This window comes from Janthinobacterium sp. DSP2-3-3, assembly GCF_049897325.1.
Taxonomy (GTDB): domain Bacteria; phylum Pseudomonadota; class Gammaproteobacteria; order Burkholderiales; family Burkholderiaceae_D; genus Janthinobacterium.
Map to the genome: position 1 here is coordinate 236,949 of NZ_JAFCWA010000003.1, position 18,053 is coordinate 255,001.

An 18,053-nucleotide genomic window follows, 5' to 3' on the forward strand; every position below is an offset into this window, starting at 1 on the left:
GCCGTCCTTAGCGGGCCTGCTTGCCGCGCAGCGCGCGGGCGCACTCCTTGATCAAGGCAGGACCGGCGTAAATCAGGCCGCTGTACAGCTGCACCAGTTGCGCGCCCGCCTCGAACTTGGCCACGGCGTCGCTGCCCTGCATGATGCCGCCCACGCCGATGATGGGCAGGGCGTCGCCCAGTTTCGCTTTCAGCAAGCGGATGACATTGTTTGACAGCTCGAACACGGGCGCGCCCGACAGGCCGCCCGCTTCGGCGCCGTGCGGCATGCCTTCGACGGCGCTGCGCGACAGGGTCGTGTTGGTGGCGATGACGCCGTCGATCCGGTGGCGCGTGAGCGACTCGGCGATGCTTTTCACCTGTTCGCCATCCATGTCCGGCGCGATTTTCAGGGCCAGCGGCACGTAGCGTTTGTGCTTGTCGGCCAGGCGCGCTTGCGCTTCCTTCAGTTGCGACAGCAGGGCGTCGAGTTCGGACGCGCCTTGCAGCTGGCGCAGGTTCTTGGTGTTCGGCGACGAGATGTTCACCGTCACATAGCTGGCGTAGGGGTAGACTTTTTCCAGGCACAGCAGGTAGTCGTCGGCTGCCCGTTCGATGGGCGTGTCGGCGTTCTTGCCGATGTTCAGGCCCAGCACGCCGGCGCGGTTTTGGTAAAACTTCGACGCCTGCACGTTGGCCACGAAGGCGTCCACGCCGCCATTATTAAAGCCCATGCGGTTGATGATGCCCTGCGCCTGCGGCAGGCGGAACATGCGCGGTTTCGGATTGCCGGCCTGCGCGCGCGGCGTGACGGTGCCCACTTCGATGGAGCCAAAACCCAGGTCGGCCAGCGCATCGATGTAGGCGCCATCCTTGTCCAGGCCCGCGGCCAGGCCGACCGGGTTCGGGAAGGTGATGCCCATTACCGTGCGCGGATCGGCTGCAGGTTTGCCGGCCAGCTTCGTCAGGCCCAGCGCGCTAGCGCGTTTCAGGGCGGGCAGGGTGAAATGGTGGGCCGCTTCGGCATCCATCGAAAACAGCAGCGGGCGGGCGAGGGAGTACAGGAATTTTTCAGACATGGGGCGCTTTGAGTAGGTGTGCGGGCTACCGGGAAGGGCTGGCGGCGCGCAAAATAAGTGCCGTATTTTACCGTGTTCTGCGCGGCTGCCGGGTGTATAGTTCTTGTTGGTCTGATGCAATATTGATTCCTTGTTAATTCGCATCCGGCCGTTGACCTTCCTGTTTTTTCCCTGTTCTCTTTACTTCATAAGCGAGACATCGATTGAAAAAGACACGTATCTTGACCGCCATCGCGGCCGCCAGCGCACTGCTGCTGAGCCACCCGGCCCTGGCCCTGCCCAATACGCAAGACACCCGCATGCTGAGCGAACCGGCCGTCTCCAGCCGCCACATCGCCTTCATTTATGCGGGTGACCTGTGGCTGTCGAACCTGGACGGCGGCGGCGCACGGCGCCTCACCTCCGACCTGGGCGACAAGTCCAACCCCGTCTTCTCGCCTGACGGCAGCCTGATCGCATATAGCGCCAACATCGATGGCAATGTCGACGTGCATGTGATCGCGGCGGCTGGCGGCGTACCGCGCCGCCTGACCTTCCATCCGGGCGCGGACCTGGCGCAGTCGTTCACGCCCGATGGCCAGGCCGTAATGTTCACCTCGCCCCGCGCCGCCTTCAACAACCGCTTCCAGAAGCTGTTTACGGTACCGGTGGTGGGTGGCGTGGAAACCCAGCTGGAGATCCCGAATGCATCGCGCGCCGCCTATTCGCCGGACGGCAAGCGCATCGCATACAACCCGCTGATGCCCGCCTTCAAGCAGTGGAAGCGCTACCGGGGCGGCACCAATTCCTGGCTGTGGCTATTTTCGTCGAGCGACAAATCCATCGAAAAAATCCCCCAGCCCACGACGCGCTCGAACGACGTCGATCCGATGTGGATCAAGGAGACGGTGTACTTCCGCTCCGACCGCAACGGCGAATTCAACCTGTTTGCCTATGATGTGAAAACGAAGGCCGTGCGCCAGCTGACGCAGCACACGGATTTCCCCGTGCTGAACGCGTCGGCGGCGAACGGCACCATCGTCTACGAGCAGGCCGGCTATCTGCACTCGTTTGACATCGCCAGCGGCCAGGCGCACAAGCTGGCCATCGGCGTGGCCAGCGACCTGGGGCAGACGCGCCCTCGCTGGGTCAAGAATGCGAAATACATCCGCGACGCGTCGATTTCGCCGTCGGGCGCGCGCATCGCCTTCGAATACCGGGGCGAGATCGTCACCATCCCCGCCGACAAGGGCGACGCGCGCAACCTGACGCAGACGGCCGGCGCCCACGAGCGCACGCCCATCTGGTCGCCCGATGGCCGTTCGGTCGCGTATTTCTCGGACGAGTCGGGCGAGTATGAATTGCATGTGCGAGCGCAGGATGGCAAGGGCGCCGTGAAGAAACTCAAGCTGAATGGCAGCGGCTTTTATGACAACGCCGTCTGGTCACCCGACAGCAAGAAGATCGCGTTTGCCGACAATGGCTGGAGCATGTATGTGATCGACATCGGCACGGGCAAGCTGCAGAAGGTCGCCACGGAACCGATGTATGGCGTCGACAAGAGCATGCGCGCCTCGTGGGCGCCCGACTCGCGCTGGCTGGCCTACACGCTCAATTCGCCCACCTACACGCGCAGCGCCTACATTTATTCCGTCGAACAGAACAAGTCGATGCCGGTGACCGATGGCCTGTCCGACGTGGCCCAGCCCGTGTTCGACAAGAGCGGCAAGTACCTGTACTTCTTCGCCTCGACGAATGCAGGCCCCAGCAACAACTGGTTCTCGCAGCAGAATGAAGACAACGTGGTGACACGCACCGTATGGATGGCCGTGTTGCGGCGCGACTTGCCGTCGCCGCTGATCAAGGAAAGCGACGAGGAAAAGGCCGCCAGCGCGGAAACTAAAAAAGACACGGCGAAGGCGGAGCCGGAGGCGAAGAGCGAACCGAAGGTCGATCCGAAGACGGGCCGCGACGACCCGAAAGTGACGGTGGCGCCAGTGGCGCCGATCAGCATCGATTTCGACGGCATCGCCACGCGCATCGTCGACCTGCCATTGCCTGCCGCGCAGTTCTCCAGCCTGACCGCCGGCGCCGCGGGCCAGATCTTTTTGCTGCGCGAAAGCGATGGCAAGAAGGCCGTGCAGCGCTTCGATTTGAAGGAGCGCAAGGCGGAAACCGTGGTGGCGGAGGCAGATGATTTCGAGGTTTCGGCCGACGGCAAGAAGCTGCTGTACCGCCAGAAGGATAACTGGGCCATGGGTAGCGCCACGGGCAAGCTGCTGGCGCCCGGCGAAGGCAAGATCAAAATCGACGCCATCGAGGTAAAAGCCGATCCGCGTGCCGAGTGGACGCAGATTTTCAATGAAGTCTGGCGCATCAACCGCGATTATTTCTATGACCCGGGCATGCATGGCGTGGACTGGAAGGCCATGCGCGACAAGTACGCCGTCTTCCTGCCCGAGCTGTCCAGCCGCGCCGACCTCAACCGCCTGATTCAATGGATGTGCAGCGAACTGGCCGTGGGCCACCATCGCGGTGGTGGCGGCGACGATTTTATCGAAGCGAAGAAGGTGCCGGGCGGCTTGCTGGGCGCCGATTATGAAGTCAGCGATGGCCATTACCGCTTCAAGAAGGTGTATGGCGGCTTGAACTGGAATCCGGCCCTGCGCGCGCCGCTGACGGAGCCTGGCCTGAACGTCAAGGCGGGCGAATACCTGCTGGCCGTCGACAGCCGCCCTTTGCTGCCGCCGACGAATATCTACAGCGCCTTTGAGAATACGGCCGGCAAGGCCATCGACCTGACCGTGGGGCCATCGGCCGATGGCAAGGGCGCACGCACGATCACCGTGGTGCCCGTGCCCACCGAGGATGCCTTGCGCAACCGCGATTGGATCGAAGGCAATATGCGCAAGGTCAACGCGGCAACCGGTGGCAAGGTGGCGTACGTGTACGTGCCGAATACGGCGGGCCTGGGCCACACCTACTTCAAGCGCTACTTCTTCCCGCAGGCGGACAAGCAGGCCATCATCGTCGACGAGCGTTTCAATGGCGGCGGCAGCGTGGCCGATTACTACATCGAGATCTTGCAGAAGAAGGAAATCGCCTGGTGGACCATGCGTTATGGCGCCGACATGAAGACGCCATCGGCTTCCATCCAGGGCCCGCGCGCCATGCTGATCGACGAGACGGCCGGCTCGGGCGGCGACCTGCTGCCGTGGATGTTCCGCAAAAATAACATGGGCCCGCTGATCGGCAAGGCCACCTGGGGCGGCCTGGTGGGCATCCTCGGCTTTCCCGTGCTGATGGACGGCGGCAGCATCACGGCGCCGAACCTGGCGTTCTGGACGCGAGAAAATGGCTGGGGCGTGGAAAACGAGGGCGTGCCGCCCGATATCGAAGTCGAGCAAACGCCGGCCGACGTCATTGCAGGACGTGATCCGCAGCTGGAAAAGGCGATTGAAGTGATCCAGGGCGAACTGGCGAAGAACCCGCCCGCGCGGCCTGCACGTCCGGCGTTTCCGGACAAAAGCAAATAAAGGGGATTAATAAGCAAAAGGGGCGCAAGCCCCTCTTTTATAGGATCACCCACTGCCCCTTGATGCGCGCTTCCAACGGCTTGAAGTTGATTTTATACGCCATCTTCGGGCTTTGCGCGATCCAGTAGCCCAGGTAGATATACGGCAGGCCCAGTTCGCGCGCCTGGGCGATTTGCCACAGCACGTTGTAGGTGCCGTACGAGGCGCCCGGCACGTCCGGATCGAAGAAGGTGTAGACGGACGACAGGCCATCGGCCAGTACGTCGATGATGCTGACCATGCGCAGCGTGCCATCCGGCTCGCGGAACTCCACCAGGCGCGTGTTGACCCGGCTTTGCAGCAGGAATTGCGCGTACTGGTCGCGGCTGTCCTGGTCCATGCCGCCGCCCGCGTGGCGCGTGCTCTGGTAGCGCAGATACAGTTCGTAATGCTCGTCAAGGAAGGACAGGGTGGCCACGCCCGCCTGCAGGTCGGCGTGCCGGCTCCATGCGCGGCGCTGGTTGCGGTTGGGAGTGAAGGATTGCGCCACCACGCGCACGGGGATGCAAGCCTGGCAGCCGTCGCAATACGGCCGATAAGTGAAAATGCCGCTGCGGCGAAAGCCGTTGCGCACCAGTTCCGAATACACGTCGCTGTTGATCAGGTGCGAAGGCGTGGCTACCTGCGAACGGGCCTGGCGGTCGTCCAGGTAGCTGCACGGGTAGGGCGCCGTCGTGTAGAACTGCAGGGTGGCAAACGGTAGTTCGTTCAGGTGCGTCATGCTGATCCTGTCTGGTCTGTCCGCGGCAATGGATGTCTGTGTGAAGATATCATAGCGTTTTTATGCGGGCGGCGCAGCATGCCAATCGGTGATCTGCGTTGCTTCAATGGCGCTGCGTACGTGGGCCAGGAAACGCGCGCGCGAAATGGGCGCCGCGCCCAGCGAGGCCAGGTGCCTGGTTTCTTGTTGGCAGTCGATCATGGCCACGCCGCGCGCCTTCAAAAAACGCACCAGCTGCGCCAGTGCGATCTTCGAACCATCCGAGACGCGCGCGAACATCGATTCGCCATAAAACATGCGCCCGATCGACACGCCATACGCGCCGCCCACCAGTTCCCCGTCCAGCCACAGTTCCGACGAGTGCGCGTAGCCCAGCTTGTGTAAGCCCGTGTAGCCTGCGATGATTTCGTCCGAGATCCAGGTGCCCGGGCCATCCTTGCGCGGCGCCGCGCAGGCGCGCATGACGGCGTCGAAATCGCTGTCGAAGCGCAACTGCCAGCGCCCGTCCGTGGCGGCGCTGCGCTCGACCTTGCGGATGGTCTTGGCCAGGCTGTCGGACACCTTGAAGTCCTCCGTCATCAGCACCATGCGTGGATCGGTACTCCACCACAGGATAGGCTGGCCTTCGGAAAACCAGGGAAAGATACCGTGTTTGTAGGCGTCGAGCAGGCGCGCGGGCGACAGGTCGGCGCCGGCCGCCAGCAAGCCGGGCGCCTCGTCGGTGAGGGCGCGCGAGACGTCGGGGAATGGGGTGTGGGTGTCGAGCCAGGGAATCATGCGGCGTCAAAGGTGGCAGTTGGTGGAGGCTTACTCGGGAGCTTACTCAGCATCCGTGCGCGCCATCGGGCGCGTGATGTCGCCCGTATGGACACCGTAGCTGCCGCCTTCGCGGATTTTCACGCGGTCGGCAAAGAACAGTTCCAGGGTGGCGCGGATGGTCGGGAAGGCCAGGTCATCCCAGGGAATTTGCGCTTCCGTAAACAGCTGCACCTCCAGGCTTTCGATGCCCGGCGCGAAATCGAGGTCGCGCAAACGCGCCAGGTAGAACAGGTGTACCTGGTGCACGCGCTGCACGTTGAGCAGCGAAAACAGGGGGCCCAGTTCGATATTCGCACCCGCTTCCTCCACCGTTTCACGCTCGGCCGCGTCCGACGTGGTTTCATCGTTTTCCATGAAGCCGGCCGGCAGGGTCCAGTAGCCCAGGCGCGGCTCGATGGCCCGCTTGCACAGCAAGACCTGCAGCTGGCCATCCTCTTCCCATACGGGGATGGAGCCGACCACCATTTTCGGGTTCTGGTAATGGATGGCGTCGCAGTTGGCGCAGACATAGCGCGGACGGTTGTCACCTTCCGGGATGGACAGGCTGACAGGATGGGCGCATTCGGAGCAGAATTTCATGGGCGGGCTTAGGAAAATGGGTGTCTAGTGTAACGCTTACTGTACACCGATTGCGCGCGGCGTGGCGTGACGGGCGGACAGAATGCCAACCGGCAATTGACCGAACTTTTAACGCACTTTTTAACGCACTTTTAATTCAATGGCGCTATTGCGCTCGAAGTTGAGATAGCTATTGCCTAAGCCACCCGTTTGCCCTTATAATTCAAGTGCGGGGTGGAGCAGTCTGGCAGCTCGTCGGGCTCATAACCCGAAGGTCACAGGTTCAAATCCTGTCCCCGCAACCAATACCTGAAAGCCGCTGACTCTTGAAAAAGATCAGCGGCTTTTTTCATTTCTACCTGGCGCTACGCATAGTCTACGCATCGTCTACCCATCGGCAAACTCCGGGAGGCGGGGCAGGAATGAGATTGTCAAATCATGCCCTTTACGCCGCGCAACAATCTGGTATATAATTCTGCTGCGGGGTGGAGCAGTCTGGCAGCTCGTCGGGCTCATAACCCGAAGGTCACAGGTTCAAATCCTGTCCCCGCAACCATTTCGAAGCCGCTGGTTCCTCGCAAGAGGGTCAGCGGTTTTTTCGTTTACGGGGCGATTTCTTCTGCCAGCTGGCGCGCATACACCACCAGCCGCAAGTGGCGGTCCGCATCGATGGTCAGCGAGGTGTGCCCATACGCGACCTGCTCGCCGTCGATTCTCAGGTGGCGCACGCCTTCGCACGGTGCATGCACGTCATGGCGGCGCCACCACAGCTTGAACTCGGGCGACACTTTTTCCAGTTCTTCCACCAGTGCGTGGATATCGGCTTCCTGCGTGGCGCGCGCGTAGTCGCGGCGAAAGCTCGACAGCACCAGCGGCGCCTGCTCTTCCCAGCCGGCGAAGCGTGAGCGCAGCAGCGGGTCGGTAAACAAGAGCCACAGCAGATTGCGGCGCGCGGCAGCATGCACGCCGAAGCCAAACAGGGCATCCGCCCCCCCGTTGAACGCCAGCACGTCCCAGCGCAAGTTGAGCACATACGCCGGATGCGCCAGTTCGTGCATCAAGCGGCGCACCAGCGGCGGCACCACGCAATACGTCTTGCCCTCTTCGGCCGGCGGACGCGCGTGTGCCAGCAGGAACAGGTGGCGGCGCTCGCCCGCGTCCAGTTTCAGCACTTCGGCCAGCTTGTCGAGAAAGGCGCTGGAGACGCCGATGTCGCGCCCCTGCTCCAGCCAGGTGTACCAGGTCAGCCCCACGCCAGCCAGCGCCGCCACTTCTTCGCGGCGTAAACCCGGCGTTCTGCGCCGGCCGCCGCCCGGCAAGCCCACGTCTTCGGGCGACAGCCGCGCGCGCCGCGCCTGCAGATAGGCGGCCAGTTCGTGGCGGGTGCGGGCCAAAGTGCGCATGGTGCTGTCTTTCCGGTGAGCCTGTTGCTATCAGTAATAGCATAAACAGTTAAATTGTAATTGTTTATATTGTATTCCAGAATGCCTGCTTTCTTCCCGAAAGCTTGCCCATGTCTGACTATTCTTCTTCCAGTGCCGCAGCGCCTGCCGCCACCGCGTTGCCGGCCACCGTCTACCTGATCGCCGTGGGCGCGTTCGCGCTGGGCATGGCGTCGTATGTGACGGCGGGCTTGATGCCGATGATCGCCAGTGCATTTTCTGTCTCGCTGGCGCTGGCCGCGCAATTGGTGACGGCGTTTACTTTGGCCTATGGCCTAGGCTCACCCCTGGTCGTGGCCCTGCTGCCGGCACGCGCGCAGCGCTCCGGCCTGTTGACCGCCCTGGCCGTGTTTGTGCTGGCGAACGGGGCCAGCGCGCTGGCGCCCGGTTTCAGCAGCTTGCTGGCATGGCGCGCCATTGCCGGCATCGGGGCCGGTGTCTACCTGGCGCTGGGCATCGCGGCGGCGGCGGGCGTGTCGGCGCCGCAGCAGCGCGGCAAGGCCATTGGCGTGATCATGGGTGGCATGGCCGGCGGCACGGTGCTGGGCGTGCCATTGAGTTTGTTGCTGGCGCAGCAGCTGGGCTGGACGGCGGCCCTGTGGCTGGTCGCCATCCTCGGTGCGCTGGCGCTGGCGGGCTTGCTGTGGAAGTTGCCCGCGCTGCCAGAGGCGCCGGCCACGTCGCTGCGCCGTAAGCTGGGCTTGCTGGCCGATGGGCAGGTGCTGGCCATCCTGCTGGTGTCCTTGCTGGCGGCGATTGCCAGCCTGGGCATGTATACGTTTATCGCGCCGCTGCTGGCATGGTCCGCCCAGGGCGCAGCGATTTCCCCCACGCCCTTCCTTTGGGCGTGGGGCGTGGGGGGGATCGTTGGCAGCGTCCTGGTCGGGCCATGGGCCGACAAGATAGCGGCGCCGAAACTGACCTGTTTCATCTTGCTGCTGCTGGCGTTGGCCTTGTGCGCGCTGCCGCTGGCGGCCGGCTGGTCGGCGTGGCTGATGCTGGCGCCGATCGTGCTGTGGGGCGCGGCTGGCTGGGCCCTGCAAGTACCGCAAAACCAGCGCTTGCTGGCCGTGCGCGCGCGGCAGGGCGACGGCAACCTGGCCATCGCCCTCAACGAATCAGCGCTGTACCTGGGCAGCGCCATCGGCGCCGCCATGGGCGGCTTGCTGCTCCTGCTGGACTGGCCCATGTGGCTGCTGGCGGCCGGCGCCGCATTTGTCGCCGCCACAGCGTTGCTGTTGCAATTGCCTGCCGCGCGGCGTTCCTAGCTACTCAACCTTTCTTCGCCAACTGCATGCCCACCGGCAGGGCGCGGATGCGCTTGCCCGTGGCGGCGAAGATAGCGTTGCAGAGGGCCGGCGCGATGGGCGGCGTGGCCGGTTCGCCCACGCCGCCCAGCTCCATGTCCAGGGTGCCCGGCACCAGGTGCGTGTGGATCACGCGAGGCGCGTCGGCGGCGCGCAGCACGGCGTAGTCGTGGAAATTGCTTTGCTCGACCCGGCCATTCTTGAAACTGATCTCGCCGCTCATGGCCAGCGACAGGCCCATGATGCAAGCCCCCTCGATCTGCGAGCGCACGCGGTCCGGGTTGATTTGCGGTCCGCAATCCATGGCGATATCAACCCTAGGCACGATGACTTCACCGGCCGCATTGATCTCCACTTCGATCACGGCCGCCACATAGGTGACAAAACTGTAGGACACGGCCAGGCCCAGTCCCCGTCCCTTGGGCAGCTTGCGGCCCCAGCCCGCCTTGGCTGTCGCCAGCTCGATCACGTGGCGCATGCGGCCGATGTCGACCGGATACTTGGCCGGGTCTTCGCCATAGTTCCAGCCATCGGACAGGTCGGCCGGGTTGATCTTACGCGCAGGGCCCAGTAGTGCCAGCAGGTAGTCGCGGTGGTCTTTCTTCGCCGCGTGGGCCAGTTCGGCCGTGAACGACTGGATGGCAAACGCATGCGGGATGTTCGACACGGAACGGAACCAGCCGATGCGCGTGTGCGCCGGCACCTCGGGCACTTCGACGCGGATGTTCGCAATGGCGAACGGCACGTTGATGGCCGACATGCCCAGCTCGAACGGCGCCTGCTTGTTCGCGCCGGCGGCAAAGGTCGAGGTGATGGTGGGCGCGGCCGTGCGGTGCAGCCAGGCCGTCGGCATGCCTTTCGCGTCGAGCGACGCTTCCAGCCGTTCGACGGACACCGTGTGCAGGTAGTCGTGCTGCAGGTCGTCGTCGCGCGTCCACGTCAGCTTGACGGGCGCGCCATCCATGGCCTTGGACAGCAGCGCCGCCTCGACGGCGAAATCGGGTTTCGATTTGCGCCCGAAGCCGCCGCCGAGCAGGGTCACGTGGACGGTCACGTCGTCATACGCCAGACCCAGGGCCTTGGCCACGTTGCTGCGCGTCGCTTGCGGCGCCTGCACGCAGGCCCACACTTCGGCTTTGCCGCCGGCGATACGCACGGTGGCGGCGGGCGGCTCCATGGTGGCGTGGGCCAGGTGCGGCAGATAATATTCGGCACTGAATTTACGCGCGGCGGGAGCGGCGGCCAGGGTGGCCACCGTCTTGCCCTGGTCGCGCGCCGGGTTGGCCGGCTGGCGCACGGCCGCTTCCAGCGTCTTGCGGAAGGCCTTCGAATCGTAACCGCCGTTCGGGCCATCTTCCCATTCCAGCACCAGCGCTTCGCGGCCCTTGATGGCGGCCCAGGTGTTGCTGGCGATGACGGCCACGCCGCCCAGCGGATTGAACATGGCCGGCGGCGGACTGCCCGCCAGTTCGACGATGCGCAGCACGCCAGGTACCTTCAGGGCCGCCGTCTTGTCCACGCTTTTCAGCTTGCCGCCAAATACGGGAGGGCGGGCGATGACGGCATACGCCATGCCATCGAGGCGCGTGTCGATGCCAAAGTGGGTGTTGCCCGTGACGATATCATGCAGGTCGATGCCGCGCGTGCTGGTTTGCCCGATATAGCGCAACTCGCCGGCCGTTTTCAGGCTGATGCGCGCGCGCGGCGGCACCGGCAGTTTGGCCGCTTCCCCGGCCAGAGCACCGAACGACAGCGAGCGCCCGCTGGCCGCATGCACGACGGCATGGTTGACGGCTTTCACTTCCGTCACGGGTACGTCCCAGCGCACGGCGGCCGCCGTTTCCAGCATCAGGCGCGCCGTGGCGCCCACGTGGCGCATGGCGCGGAACGAGTGGCGCATGCTGCGCGAACCGTCCGTGTCCTGGCTGCCGTAGCGCGCCTCGTCGGCGGGCGCCTGCTGTACGCGCACCTGCGCCCAATCGGCACCCAGTTCGTCGGCCGCCACCATGGGCAGGCTGGTGCGGATACCTTGGCCCATTTCGGAGCGGTGCGCCACGATGGTGACGATGCCGTCGGCGCCGATCGACAGGAAGACCAGGCTGTCGTCGACTACGCCGCCCGCCATCTTGTCGCCGCCGTATTTGACGGCGCCGGCCGCCATCACCAGGCCAGAGGGGCCTGCCACCAGGCTCAAACCGGTCAGCGCGCCGGCGGCCTTGAGCCAGTTGCGCCGCGCAGGCGAAGTAAGGGCGGGGATGTTTTCAAGGATGCTCATTTGGCAGCTCCTTTCGCGTTGATGCTGGTCGCGGCCTGCTTGATGGCGGCGTGGATGCGCGTATAGGTGCCGCAGCGGCAGATATTGCCGCTCATTGCTTCACGGATTTGCTTGTCGTTTGGCGCCGGCGTCTTGTGCAGCAGGGCCGTGGCCGACATGATTTGCCCGGCCTGACAGTAGCCGCATTGGGGCACGCCGTGTTCCTGCCAGGCTTGTTGCAGCGCCAGGCCGACCTTGTCTTCGCCCACCGCTTCGATGGTGGTGATACGCTTGCCTGCAGCGGCCGACACCGGCGTCACGCAGGAGCGGATGGCCTCGCCATCGAGGTGCACGGTGCAGGCGCCGCACAGGGCCATGCCGCAGCCGAATTTGGTGCCGGTCATGCCCAGCTCGTCGCGCAAGGCCCACAGCAGGGGCGTGTCTTCAGGCAGGGCAAGGTGGTGCTGCTTGCCATTGATGGTCAGGGTCGTCATGTTTTTCCTCGGTGGTGAGGTTGCGGGGGAAGGCGGGAATGGCAGGCCCGTGGCGGGCTGCCTCTTCATCAAGAGATGGTAGCGCCACTGCGCCTGCAACGGAGTAGCGTGAAATGGATTTCAGAATTCCGGAAAATGGAAGAGTCTGTTTAGTGGCTTTCCAGCTGCGCATACACGGCGTCGGCTATCTTGCCCAACTCGGCTTTCGGCAGCCTGGCCGACAAGGCGTAGCCCATCTGACCATCGATCCAGTAAAACACGCCCAGCTCCTTTTCCTGCGTGTAGCGGAACGCCGTTTCCTGCCTGCCGGCCCGCTCCTTGGCCACGTACAGGGTGAGGCGCTTGCCAGTGCCCTCTTCGTACATGAACTGCGCCACGGGGCCATCGCCATCGCCGGGCAGCAGCCGTCCGCCGATCAAGTGATAGCCGAGCGGCGACAGCACGGGCGGCTGCAAGGTGCTGCCCAGGCGTTTCGACAGCCATTGCACCAGGTGCGCCTCTTGTTCGACCCCCACTTCCACGGGGTGGCGCACTTCGGGCGTGTAGACGGCATGGGCGATGGCGGCACTGCGCGCCAGGGCCAGGGGGCTGGCGCCGGTGGCCAGCATGCCATCGCCGCCATCGCCACGCAGCAGCCAGCCGCCCATGCCGCCAGCGAGCACCAGCACGACGGCCGCTGCCGCCTGCATGGCGGGGCGGTACCAGCCATGGTTGGCGGCCGGCGGGGCCGCCGCCTGCAGCAACGCCGGCGGCACGGCTTCCTGCTGCAGCGGATCGAACAGGGCGCGCAATTGCCGGTTTTGCTCGCGCCAAGCGTCCACCCTGGCGGCGTCTTGCGGATGCGCGCGCAGGTAGGCATTGATGGCCGCGCGCTGCTCTTCCGGCAAGACGCCGTCGGCCAGGGCATGCAATTGCGCTTCGCTGATGGCTTGCATGGTCATTTCACGACTTTCAGGGTGGGGGCGCCATGGCTGCCGGCGGGGCGGCCGTCGAGCAGTTCGCGCAGCCGGTCGCGCCCGCGCGACAAACGCGACATGACGGTGCCAACGGGGATGCCCAGGGTGGACGCCACCTGTTCATACGGCATTTGCTCTAGCGCGACAAGCAAGATCACTTCGCGCTGTCCCAGCGGCAAACAGGCCAGTGCCGCATCCATTTCGCCGATGGCGATGGCTTGCCCCGGCGCGCGCTCCGGGGCGGGCAGCTCGGTGTCGTCGTCCAGCTCCTGCAGCGCCAGGCCGGGGCGGCGCAGCTGATCCACGTGCAGGTTGTGCATGATGGCAAACAGCCAGGGCCGCATCTCGCTACCCCGCTGCCATTGATCCAGTCTGCGCCACGCCCGCTCGACGGTGTCCTGCACCAGGTCGTCCGCACGCAGTCTGCCCACCAGCGCGCGCGCATAGCGGCGCAGGCCGGGCAGGCAGGCTTGCAGCTGGCGGCTATCCTCTGGCGTAGTCATCGTCGGGGCGGGAAGGGCTGTTTACGGCTTGACGACGTGCCACACGTTCTTGAAATTGTCGCCGGCCACGTCGCCCGGCTTCTTGTCTTCCTTGTACAGGTACAGGGGCTTGCCCTTGTAGGTCAGCTGCATGGCACCGTTGTCTTCGCGCTGGATGCTGCCATACGGGGCCGCGGGTGCCGCTTCGGTGGCGATGACGGCGGGCCAGGCGACCAGGCAGCCGCCGCTGCAGGCACTCTTGCCGCTGTCGGCGACATCCTTGTCGAACACATACACGGTCATGCCGCTGGCGTTGACCAGCATGCCGTTGGCGGGCATGACGTCGGCGGCGAAAGCCAGCGGGGCGGACAAGGCGGTAAAAAGGGCAGTGGCGGCAAAAGTGGTAAAGCGCATGATGGTCTCCTTGAGGTTTTGAGGGCTTGCAAGGGATAGACGCGTGCCGCCCGCCGTTTATTCCCGGGCAGGGAAAATATTTTTTTCCGGCGCGTGCAGGCTGGCCCACAGGTGGGCGGCCGCCATGGTGCGGTGCGGCGCGTACTGACGCAGCCACTGTTCCGTGCGCGCCATGTCCGGTTTTACGTCCTCGCCGAGCAGTTTTTGCAGGGCGGCGCGGATGGCCACGTCGCCGTGCAGCGAGCAGTCGGCGTAGCCGTAGCCGCGCAGCAGCGCGTAGTTGACGGTCCAGGGGCCGATGCCCTTCACGGCCAGCAGCGCTTGTGAAATGGCCGCCACGTCGCCGCCTGCCGGCAACTCCAGCGACAGTGCGCCCTCGTCGACGAGGCGCGCCAGGCGCAGCACGGTTTCCGCCTTGGCGCGCGAGAATTTGCGGCTAGTCAGTTCTTCCACCGACAGCCTTGCCACGTCGCGCGCCTCCGGGTAGCACCACAAACCGCTGCCGTGCCGGCGCCCCGCCTGCAAGATAAAGGTGCGGCGCAGAGAAATGGCGAACGGCAGGTTGATCTGCTGGCCGATGATGGCCCAGGTCAGCGCCTCGAAGGGGCTGGCCGATTGCACGATGCGCAAGCCCGGATTGACGCGGATCAAAGGCGCCAGTAGCGGGTCGCTGGCGGCCAGCCGGGCGAATGGCTGCGGATCGATGCGCAGGCCGAGGATGTTCAACAGCGCGCCGTGCAGGGGCGTTTGAAGGTCGGCATCGCCATCGCCATCGATGTCTGCCTGGCAGATGGCAGCATCCTGCGTGAAGGCGACGTCCAGTACTACGGGTACGCCGGCAAGCAGGATGCCCTTGCGCAGGCCTGTCGCGGTAAGCTGTTCCGCCACGCCTTGTGCATCGCGGCTGTGGAAGGCGATGACATCGTCGCGGCGGTAGCCGGCGGGCAGGGGGAGGGTCCAGTGCAGCAGGGTCATGGTGGGCAGGAAATCAGTGGGCGTATCAGGGAGGGTATCAGGGAGGCGATGCGGGCGCACCGCGTTTCTTGCTTTTGTCTTTAACGCGCGCAGATATCTGTGCCGGGAGGGCTCAGGGCCGCCGCGTGCTGGATCTGCAGTGCGTCGGGCACGCCGTTTTTCACGGCCGTCAGCTCGGCCAGGATGGAAATGGCGATTTCGGACGGCGTCTTGCTGCCGATGTACAGGCCGATAGGGCCGTGCAGGCGCGCCAGCTGTTCCGCGCTGACGTCGAACTGCAGCAGCCGCTCGCGGCGTTTGGCATTGTTGGCGCGCGAGCCGATGGCGCCCACGTAAAACGCAGGCGATTTGAGCGCTTCCATCAGGGCCAGGTCGTCGAGCTTGGGATCGTGCGTGAGGGCGACGACGGCGCTGCGGCTGTCGAGCTTGAGTTCCAGCACCAGGTCGTCCGGCATGGCGTGCAACAGGGGCACGCCGGGCACGTTCCAGCCGCCCCGGTATTCCTCACGTGGGTCGCAGACGATGACGTGGTAATCCATGGCCGTGGCGATTTGCGCCACGAAGCGCGACAGCTGGCTGGCGCCGATGATCAGCAAGCGCCAGCGCGGGCCATGCTGCGTGGTGAGTACCGCGCCTTCCAGGGCCAGCGCGGCGCCCGGCGTGGCGCGCTGCAGGGTGACGGCGCCGCTGCGCAGGTCGAGCCGGCGTTCGACCAGTTCATGCGCTTCCAGGCGCGCCAGCAGTTCGGCCACGCGGCTGCCCGCATGCAGCGGCTCGATGGCCAGCTCGATGGTGCCGCCGCAGGGCAGGCCGAAGCGGTGCGCCTCGTCGGCGCTGATGCCGTAGCTGACGATTTCCGGCTGCGTGCGCACGATGCCGTGCACGCGCACGGTATCGATCAGATCATCTTCGATGCAGCCGCCGGAGACGGAACCGACCACCGTGCCATTGTCGCAGATGGCCAGGGTGGCGCCCACGGGGCGTGGGCTGGAACCCCAGGTCTTGATGACGGTGACGAGTTCGCAGCGATGGCCAGCAGCGAGCCAGGCGGCGCTGGTTTTCAGAACTTCAAGGTCGATGCTGTCCATGGGCCGCGAGAGTTGCATGCCGCATGTTTGCGGCAAAGTATGGAATAGTATTCAAGATTGTGGATATACTACCTGTTCCACCACCCTGCGGAGAATTTTCATGTCAAATGAAGTCAAGACGCAAGAAGAGGGTATTCCCAAGTTCGGCAAGCTGCTCATTGTCCTGTTTTTAGCCGTGGTGTTCTGCGGTGCCTTGACCTGGATCATGGGTACTTACTTCCCCAATTTCCCGGGCGCCTGAGCAAACCTGCTGCGCGTCGCGCTTTGCGGCCTGCGGTGCTCACCGTGCTAGAGCACGGTTGCGCTTCTTAGCCACAAATCACTGCCGCTCACGACGGTTTTGTCAGGCCCCCTTTTTTTGGCTTAAGGCTTCAGCGGCTTCTTCGCCGCCTGCTTGGCGCGCACGTCGGTCACGGCGCGGTTGATGGCCGCCATGCGCGAGTTGGTGCCCGGATGCAGGGCCGTGTAGCCGTTGGCGACCGTTGCCGGCACTTGCGTGGCCAGGCGTTGCCAGAAGCGGGCGGCGTTGTCGACGTTGTAGCCGGCGCGCGCGAGCAGATAGATGGCCAGGATATCTGCTTGCACGTCGAGCTCCTGCGGCATGGCCTTGATGCCGGCGGCGCCCGTCAGCATCGATACGTCGGGTTGCACGGCGCCCAGGCCGTCGATGATACTGCCGGCCGTACCCGCCGTGCGCTGGCTGCGCGCGTGGTCAAGGATGTTGTGCGCCATTTCGCGGGCGATCACGAAGGCGATGCCTTCGTCATTTTGCGCCGCATTGACCATGCCGCGCGTGAGCAAGATGCGCGCGCCGTCCGAATACGCGTTGACATTGTCCGCATTGCCCAGGGCGACACGGAAGGCGCAGGCGCGCGTGACGGGAATTTTGAGGTCCTGCTGCTGGCCGTCGCGGGCGATGGTCATGTTCAGACTGGCGCTTTTCGAGGCCAGCGGGCCGACGATGGCGCCAAACGGACCTTCCGCTTTCGGGCCGGACGGCAGCGGCTTGCCTTCAGCTGCCAGCAAGCCATCACCCTTGCGCAAGCCGGCGCGCGCGGCGCCACTGCCCGGCAAGACGCCGGAGACCTGCATCTGTTCGCCATAGCCGAGCGCTGCCTGCGCTGCGTCGGCATAGATGCCCGGGTACGAGTATTTGTTCTGCGCCGTAAAGCCCAACAGGTTGCGCGCATACGTCTTGCACAGGTCCGCATTGTTGATCAGCAGGGGCGCCGAGACTTTCGACAGGCGGTCCTGCAGCGCCACCATCTTCACCAGTTCTTCCTGCGCCGCCTTCTGTTGCGCCGTCGGGGCAGGCGCATCGGGCGCCGGCACCACGTTGAACGGGCCGCTGACAGTCGTCGCCGGCGTGGTGCAGCCGGCGAGGATGGCCGCACTGGCCAGCAGTAAGGGAGTGGCCAATCGGCACAGCGAAGTTGAGGCTGAGTTCAGATGGCGGAAACCTGGCATAAGACAATCCTTAATGTTTGCCGGTGCTGCCGAAACCGCCAACACCGCGTTCGCTGTCGCCGAATTCTTCGACGACGTTAAAGCCCACTTGCAGCACCGGCACGATAATCAGTTGCGCCAGGCGTTCCATGGGGTTGAGCGTGAATGCGCTCTGGCCCCGGTTCCAGGTCGATACCATCAACTGGCCCTGGTAATCGGAGTCGATCAAGCCTACCAGATTCCCCAAGACGATGCCGTTTTTGTGACCCATGCCGCTGCGCGGCAGGATCATGGCCGCATACGACGGGTCGCCGATGTGGATGGCCAGGCCGGTGGGAATGAGCACCGTCTGGCCCGCTTCGATGGTGATGGGCGAGGCTATGCAGGCGCGCAGGTCCAGGCCGGCGCTGCCTGGGGTGGCGTAGGCCGGCAGCAGTTCTTGCATGCGGGCGTCGAGGATCTTGATGTCGATATTTTTCATTAATC

17 protein-coding genes and 2 tRNA genes are annotated in these 18,053 nt (G+C 64.6%); 5 read left to right on the forward strand and 14 right to left on the reverse strand.

All coding sequences use genetic code 11. The features are described from left to right. Window positions 1-7 precede the first annotated feature (7 nt). On the reverse strand, window positions 8-1,057 hold the full coding sequence (locus ACP7DE_RS07810) for a quinone-dependent dihydroorotate dehydrogenase (protein WP_426071565.1): 1,050 nt from the start codon (window positions 1,055-1,057) through the stop codon (window positions 8-10). A 221-nt stretch (window positions 1,058-1,278) separates the two neighbouring features. Here ACP7DE_RS07810 and ACP7DE_RS07815 point away from each other — a divergent pair, with 221 nt between their 5' ends. Next, window positions 1,279-4,572: a S41 family peptidase gene (locus ACP7DE_RS07815; RefSeq protein ID WP_426071566.1), complete on the forward strand. Its 3,294-nt coding sequence runs from the start codon at window positions 1,279-1,281 to the stop codon at window positions 4,570-4,572. Window positions 4,573-4,609: 37 nt separating this feature from the next. Here the strand turns inward: ACP7DE_RS07815 and ACP7DE_RS07820 are convergent, their stop codons facing one another. From ACP7DE_RS07820 to ACP7DE_RS07830, 3 genes are read right to left on the reverse strand one after another with little or no spacing between them, the layout of a single operon-like run. Beyond that, window positions 4,610-5,332 (reverse strand): arginyltransferase, encoded by a 723-nt coding sequence (locus tag ACP7DE_RS07820; RefSeq protein ID WP_426071567.1) that lies wholly within the window; start codon window positions 5,330-5,332, stop codon window positions 4,610-4,612. A 60-nt stretch (window positions 5,333-5,392) separates the two neighbouring features. Continuing rightward, complete coding sequence (gene aat, locus ACP7DE_RS07825; RefSeq protein WP_426071568.1) at window positions 5,393-6,109, reverse strand: leucyl/phenylalanyl-tRNA--protein transferase; 717 nt, start codon at window positions 6,107-6,109, stop codon at window positions 5,393-5,395. A 42-nt stretch (window positions 6,110-6,151) separates the two neighbouring features. Further along, the gene (locus ACP7DE_RS07830) at window positions 6,152-6,730 is read right to left on the reverse strand and encodes an NUDIX hydrolase (RefSeq protein WP_426071569.1); all 579 of its coding nucleotides are present in this window, start codon (window positions 6,728-6,730) and stop codon (window positions 6,152-6,154) included. 207 nt (window positions 6,731-6,937) lie between these two features. Between ACP7DE_RS07830 and ACP7DE_RS07835 the strand changes: the two genes are divergently transcribed. Then, window positions 6,938-7,014: transfer RNA gene (locus ACP7DE_RS07835), tRNA-Met, on the forward strand. Window positions 7,015-7,188: 174 nt separating this feature from the next. Then, a tRNA-Met gene (locus ACP7DE_RS07840) sits at window positions 7,189-7,265 on the forward strand. 46 nt (window positions 7,266-7,311) lie between these two features. Here ACP7DE_RS07840 and ACP7DE_RS07845 read toward each other — a convergent pair. Next, window positions 7,312-8,112, reverse strand: a complete 801-nt coding sequence (locus tag ACP7DE_RS07845) for a helix-turn-helix transcriptional regulator (RefSeq protein ID WP_426071570.1) — start codon at window positions 8,110-8,112, stop codon at window positions 7,312-7,314. 110 nt (window positions 8,113-8,222) lie between these two features. On the opposite strand from ACP7DE_RS07845, the gene ACP7DE_RS07850 reads away from it, so the two are divergent. Continuing rightward, a complete protein-coding gene (locus ACP7DE_RS07850) occupies window positions 8,223-9,419 on the forward strand; it encodes an MFS transporter (protein WP_426071571.1) in 1,197 nt (398 codons plus the stop codon). 4 nt (window positions 9,420-9,423) lie between these two features. Here ACP7DE_RS07850 and ACP7DE_RS07855 read toward each other — a convergent pair whose 3' ends face one another. From ACP7DE_RS07855 to ACP7DE_RS07885, 7 genes are all read right to left on the reverse strand, one after another. Continuing rightward, entirely contained in the window at window positions 9,424-11,733 is a 2,310-nt protein-coding gene (locus ACP7DE_RS07855; protein ID WP_426071572.1) for a molybdopterin cofactor-binding domain-containing protein, read from the reverse strand. Beyond that, window positions 11,730-12,206, reverse strand: coding sequence for a (2Fe-2S)-binding protein (locus tag ACP7DE_RS07860; protein WP_426071573.1), 477 nt, complete (start codon window positions 12,204-12,206; stop codon window positions 11,730-11,732). The genes ACP7DE_RS07855 and ACP7DE_RS07860 overlap by 4 nt, the downstream gene beginning before the upstream one ends. Window positions 12,207-12,355: 149 nt before the next feature. Then, the gene (locus ACP7DE_RS07865; RefSeq protein ID WP_426071574.1) at window positions 12,356-13,141 is read right to left on the reverse strand and encodes an anti-sigma factor family protein; all 786 of its coding nucleotides are present in this window, start codon (window positions 13,139-13,141) and stop codon (window positions 12,356-12,358) included. A 2-nt stretch (window positions 13,142-13,143) separates the two neighbouring features. Further along, window positions 13,144-13,665, reverse strand: coding sequence for an RNA polymerase sigma factor (locus ACP7DE_RS07870; protein ID WP_426071575.1), 522 nt, complete (start codon window positions 13,663-13,665; stop codon window positions 13,144-13,146). A 21-nt stretch (window positions 13,666-13,686) separates the two neighbouring features. Further along, window positions 13,687-14,058 carry a COG4315 family predicted lipoprotein gene (locus tag ACP7DE_RS07875; RefSeq protein WP_426071576.1) on the reverse strand — a complete coding sequence of 124 codons (372 nt, stop codon included), beginning with the start codon at window positions 14,056-14,058 and terminating at the stop codon, window positions 13,687-13,689. A gap of 57 nt (window positions 14,059-14,115) precedes the next feature. After that, window positions 14,116-15,033 (reverse strand): DNA-3-methyladenine glycosylase family protein, encoded by a 918-nt coding sequence (locus ACP7DE_RS07880; RefSeq protein WP_426071577.1) that lies wholly within the window; start codon window positions 15,031-15,033, stop codon window positions 14,116-14,118. Window positions 15,034-15,113: 80 nt separating this feature from the next. Continuing rightward, the gene (locus ACP7DE_RS07885; RefSeq protein WP_426071771.1) at window positions 15,114-16,121 is read right to left on the reverse strand and encodes an XdhC family protein; all 1,008 of its coding nucleotides are present in this window, start codon (window positions 16,119-16,121) and stop codon (window positions 15,114-15,116) included. 100 nt (window positions 16,122-16,221) lie between these two features. Here ACP7DE_RS07885 and ACP7DE_RS07890 point away from each other — a divergent pair, with 100 nt between their 5' ends. Next, window positions 16,222-16,362, forward strand: a complete 141-nt coding sequence (locus tag ACP7DE_RS07890) for a hypothetical protein (RefSeq protein ID WP_162835767.1) — start codon at window positions 16,222-16,224, stop codon at window positions 16,360-16,362. 122 nt (window positions 16,363-16,484) lie between these two features. On the opposite strand, the gene ACP7DE_RS07895 is transcribed toward ACP7DE_RS07890, so the two are convergent. Both ACP7DE_RS07895 and dut read right to left on the reverse strand, forming a co-directional pair. Further along, window positions 16,485-17,588 (reverse strand): M48 family metalloprotease, encoded by a 1,104-nt coding sequence (locus tag ACP7DE_RS07895; protein WP_426071578.1) that lies wholly within the window; start codon window positions 17,586-17,588, stop codon window positions 16,485-16,487. 10 nt (window positions 17,589-17,598) lie between these two features. Beyond that, window positions 17,599-18,048, reverse strand: a complete 450-nt coding sequence (dut, locus tag ACP7DE_RS07900; RefSeq protein ID WP_426071579.1) for a dUTP diphosphatase — start codon at window positions 18,046-18,048, stop codon at window positions 17,599-17,601. Between the last annotated feature and the right edge of the window lie 5 nt (window positions 18,049-18,053).

Coding starts and splice junctions, on each gene's coding strand:
- ACP7DE_RS07845 (WP_426071570.1), bottom strand. CDS start 8,112: ATGCGCACTTTGGCCCGCACCCGCCACGAACTGGCCGCCTATCTGCAG.
- ACP7DE_RS07855 (WP_426071572.1), bottom strand. CDS start 11,733: ATGAGCATCCTTGAAAACATCCCCGCCCTTACTTCGCCTGCGCGGCGC.
- ACP7DE_RS07875 (WP_426071576.1), bottom strand. CDS start 14,058: ATGCGCTTTACCACTTTTGCCGCCACTGCCCTTTTTACCGCCTTGTCC.
- ACP7DE_RS07870 (WP_426071575.1), bottom strand. CDS start 13,665: ATGACTACGCCAGAGGATAGCCGCCAGCTGCAAGCCTGCCTGCCCGGC.
- ACP7DE_RS07865 (WP_426071574.1), bottom strand. CDS start 13,141: ATGCAAGCCATCAGCGAAGCGCAATTGCATGCCCTGGCCGACGGCGTC.
- ACP7DE_RS07860 (WP_426071573.1), bottom strand. CDS start 12,206: ATGACGACCCTGACCATCAATGGCAAGCAGCACCACCTTGCCCTGCCT.
- ACP7DE_RS07890 (WP_162835767.1), top strand. CDS start 16,222: ATGTCAAATGAAGTCAAGACGCAAGAAGAGGGTATTCCCAAGTTCGGC.
- ACP7DE_RS07820 (WP_426071567.1), bottom strand. CDS start 5,332: ATGACGCACCTGAACGAACTACCGTTTGCCACCCTGCAGTTCTACACG.
- aat (WP_426071568.1), bottom strand. CDS start 6,109: ATGATTCCCTGGCTCGACACCCACACCCCATTCCCCGACGTCTCGCGC.
- ACP7DE_RS07895 (WP_426071578.1), bottom strand. CDS start 17,588: ATGCCAGGTTTCCGCCATCTGAACTCAGCCTCAACTTCGCTGTGCCGA.
- ACP7DE_RS07830 (WP_426071569.1), bottom strand. CDS start 6,730: ATGAAATTCTGCTCCGAATGCGCCCATCCTGTCAGCCTGTCCATCCCG.
- ACP7DE_RS07850 (WP_426071571.1), top strand. CDS start 8,223: ATGTCTGACTATTCTTCTTCCAGTGCCGCAGCGCCTGCCGCCACCGCG.
- ACP7DE_RS07885 (WP_426071771.1), bottom strand. CDS start 16,121: ATGGACAGCATCGACCTTGAAGTTCTGAAAACCAGCGCCGCCTGGCTC.
- ACP7DE_RS07880 (WP_426071577.1), bottom strand. CDS start 15,033: ATGACCCTGCTGCACTGGACCCTCCCCCTGCCCGCCGGCTACCGCCGC.
- ACP7DE_RS07810 (WP_426071565.1), bottom strand. CDS start 1,057: ATGTCTGAAAAATTCCTGTACTCCCTCGCCCGCCCGCTGCTGTTTTCG.
- dut (WP_426071579.1), bottom strand. CDS start 18,048: ATGAAAAATATCGACATCAAGATCCTCGACGCCCGCATGCAAGAACTG.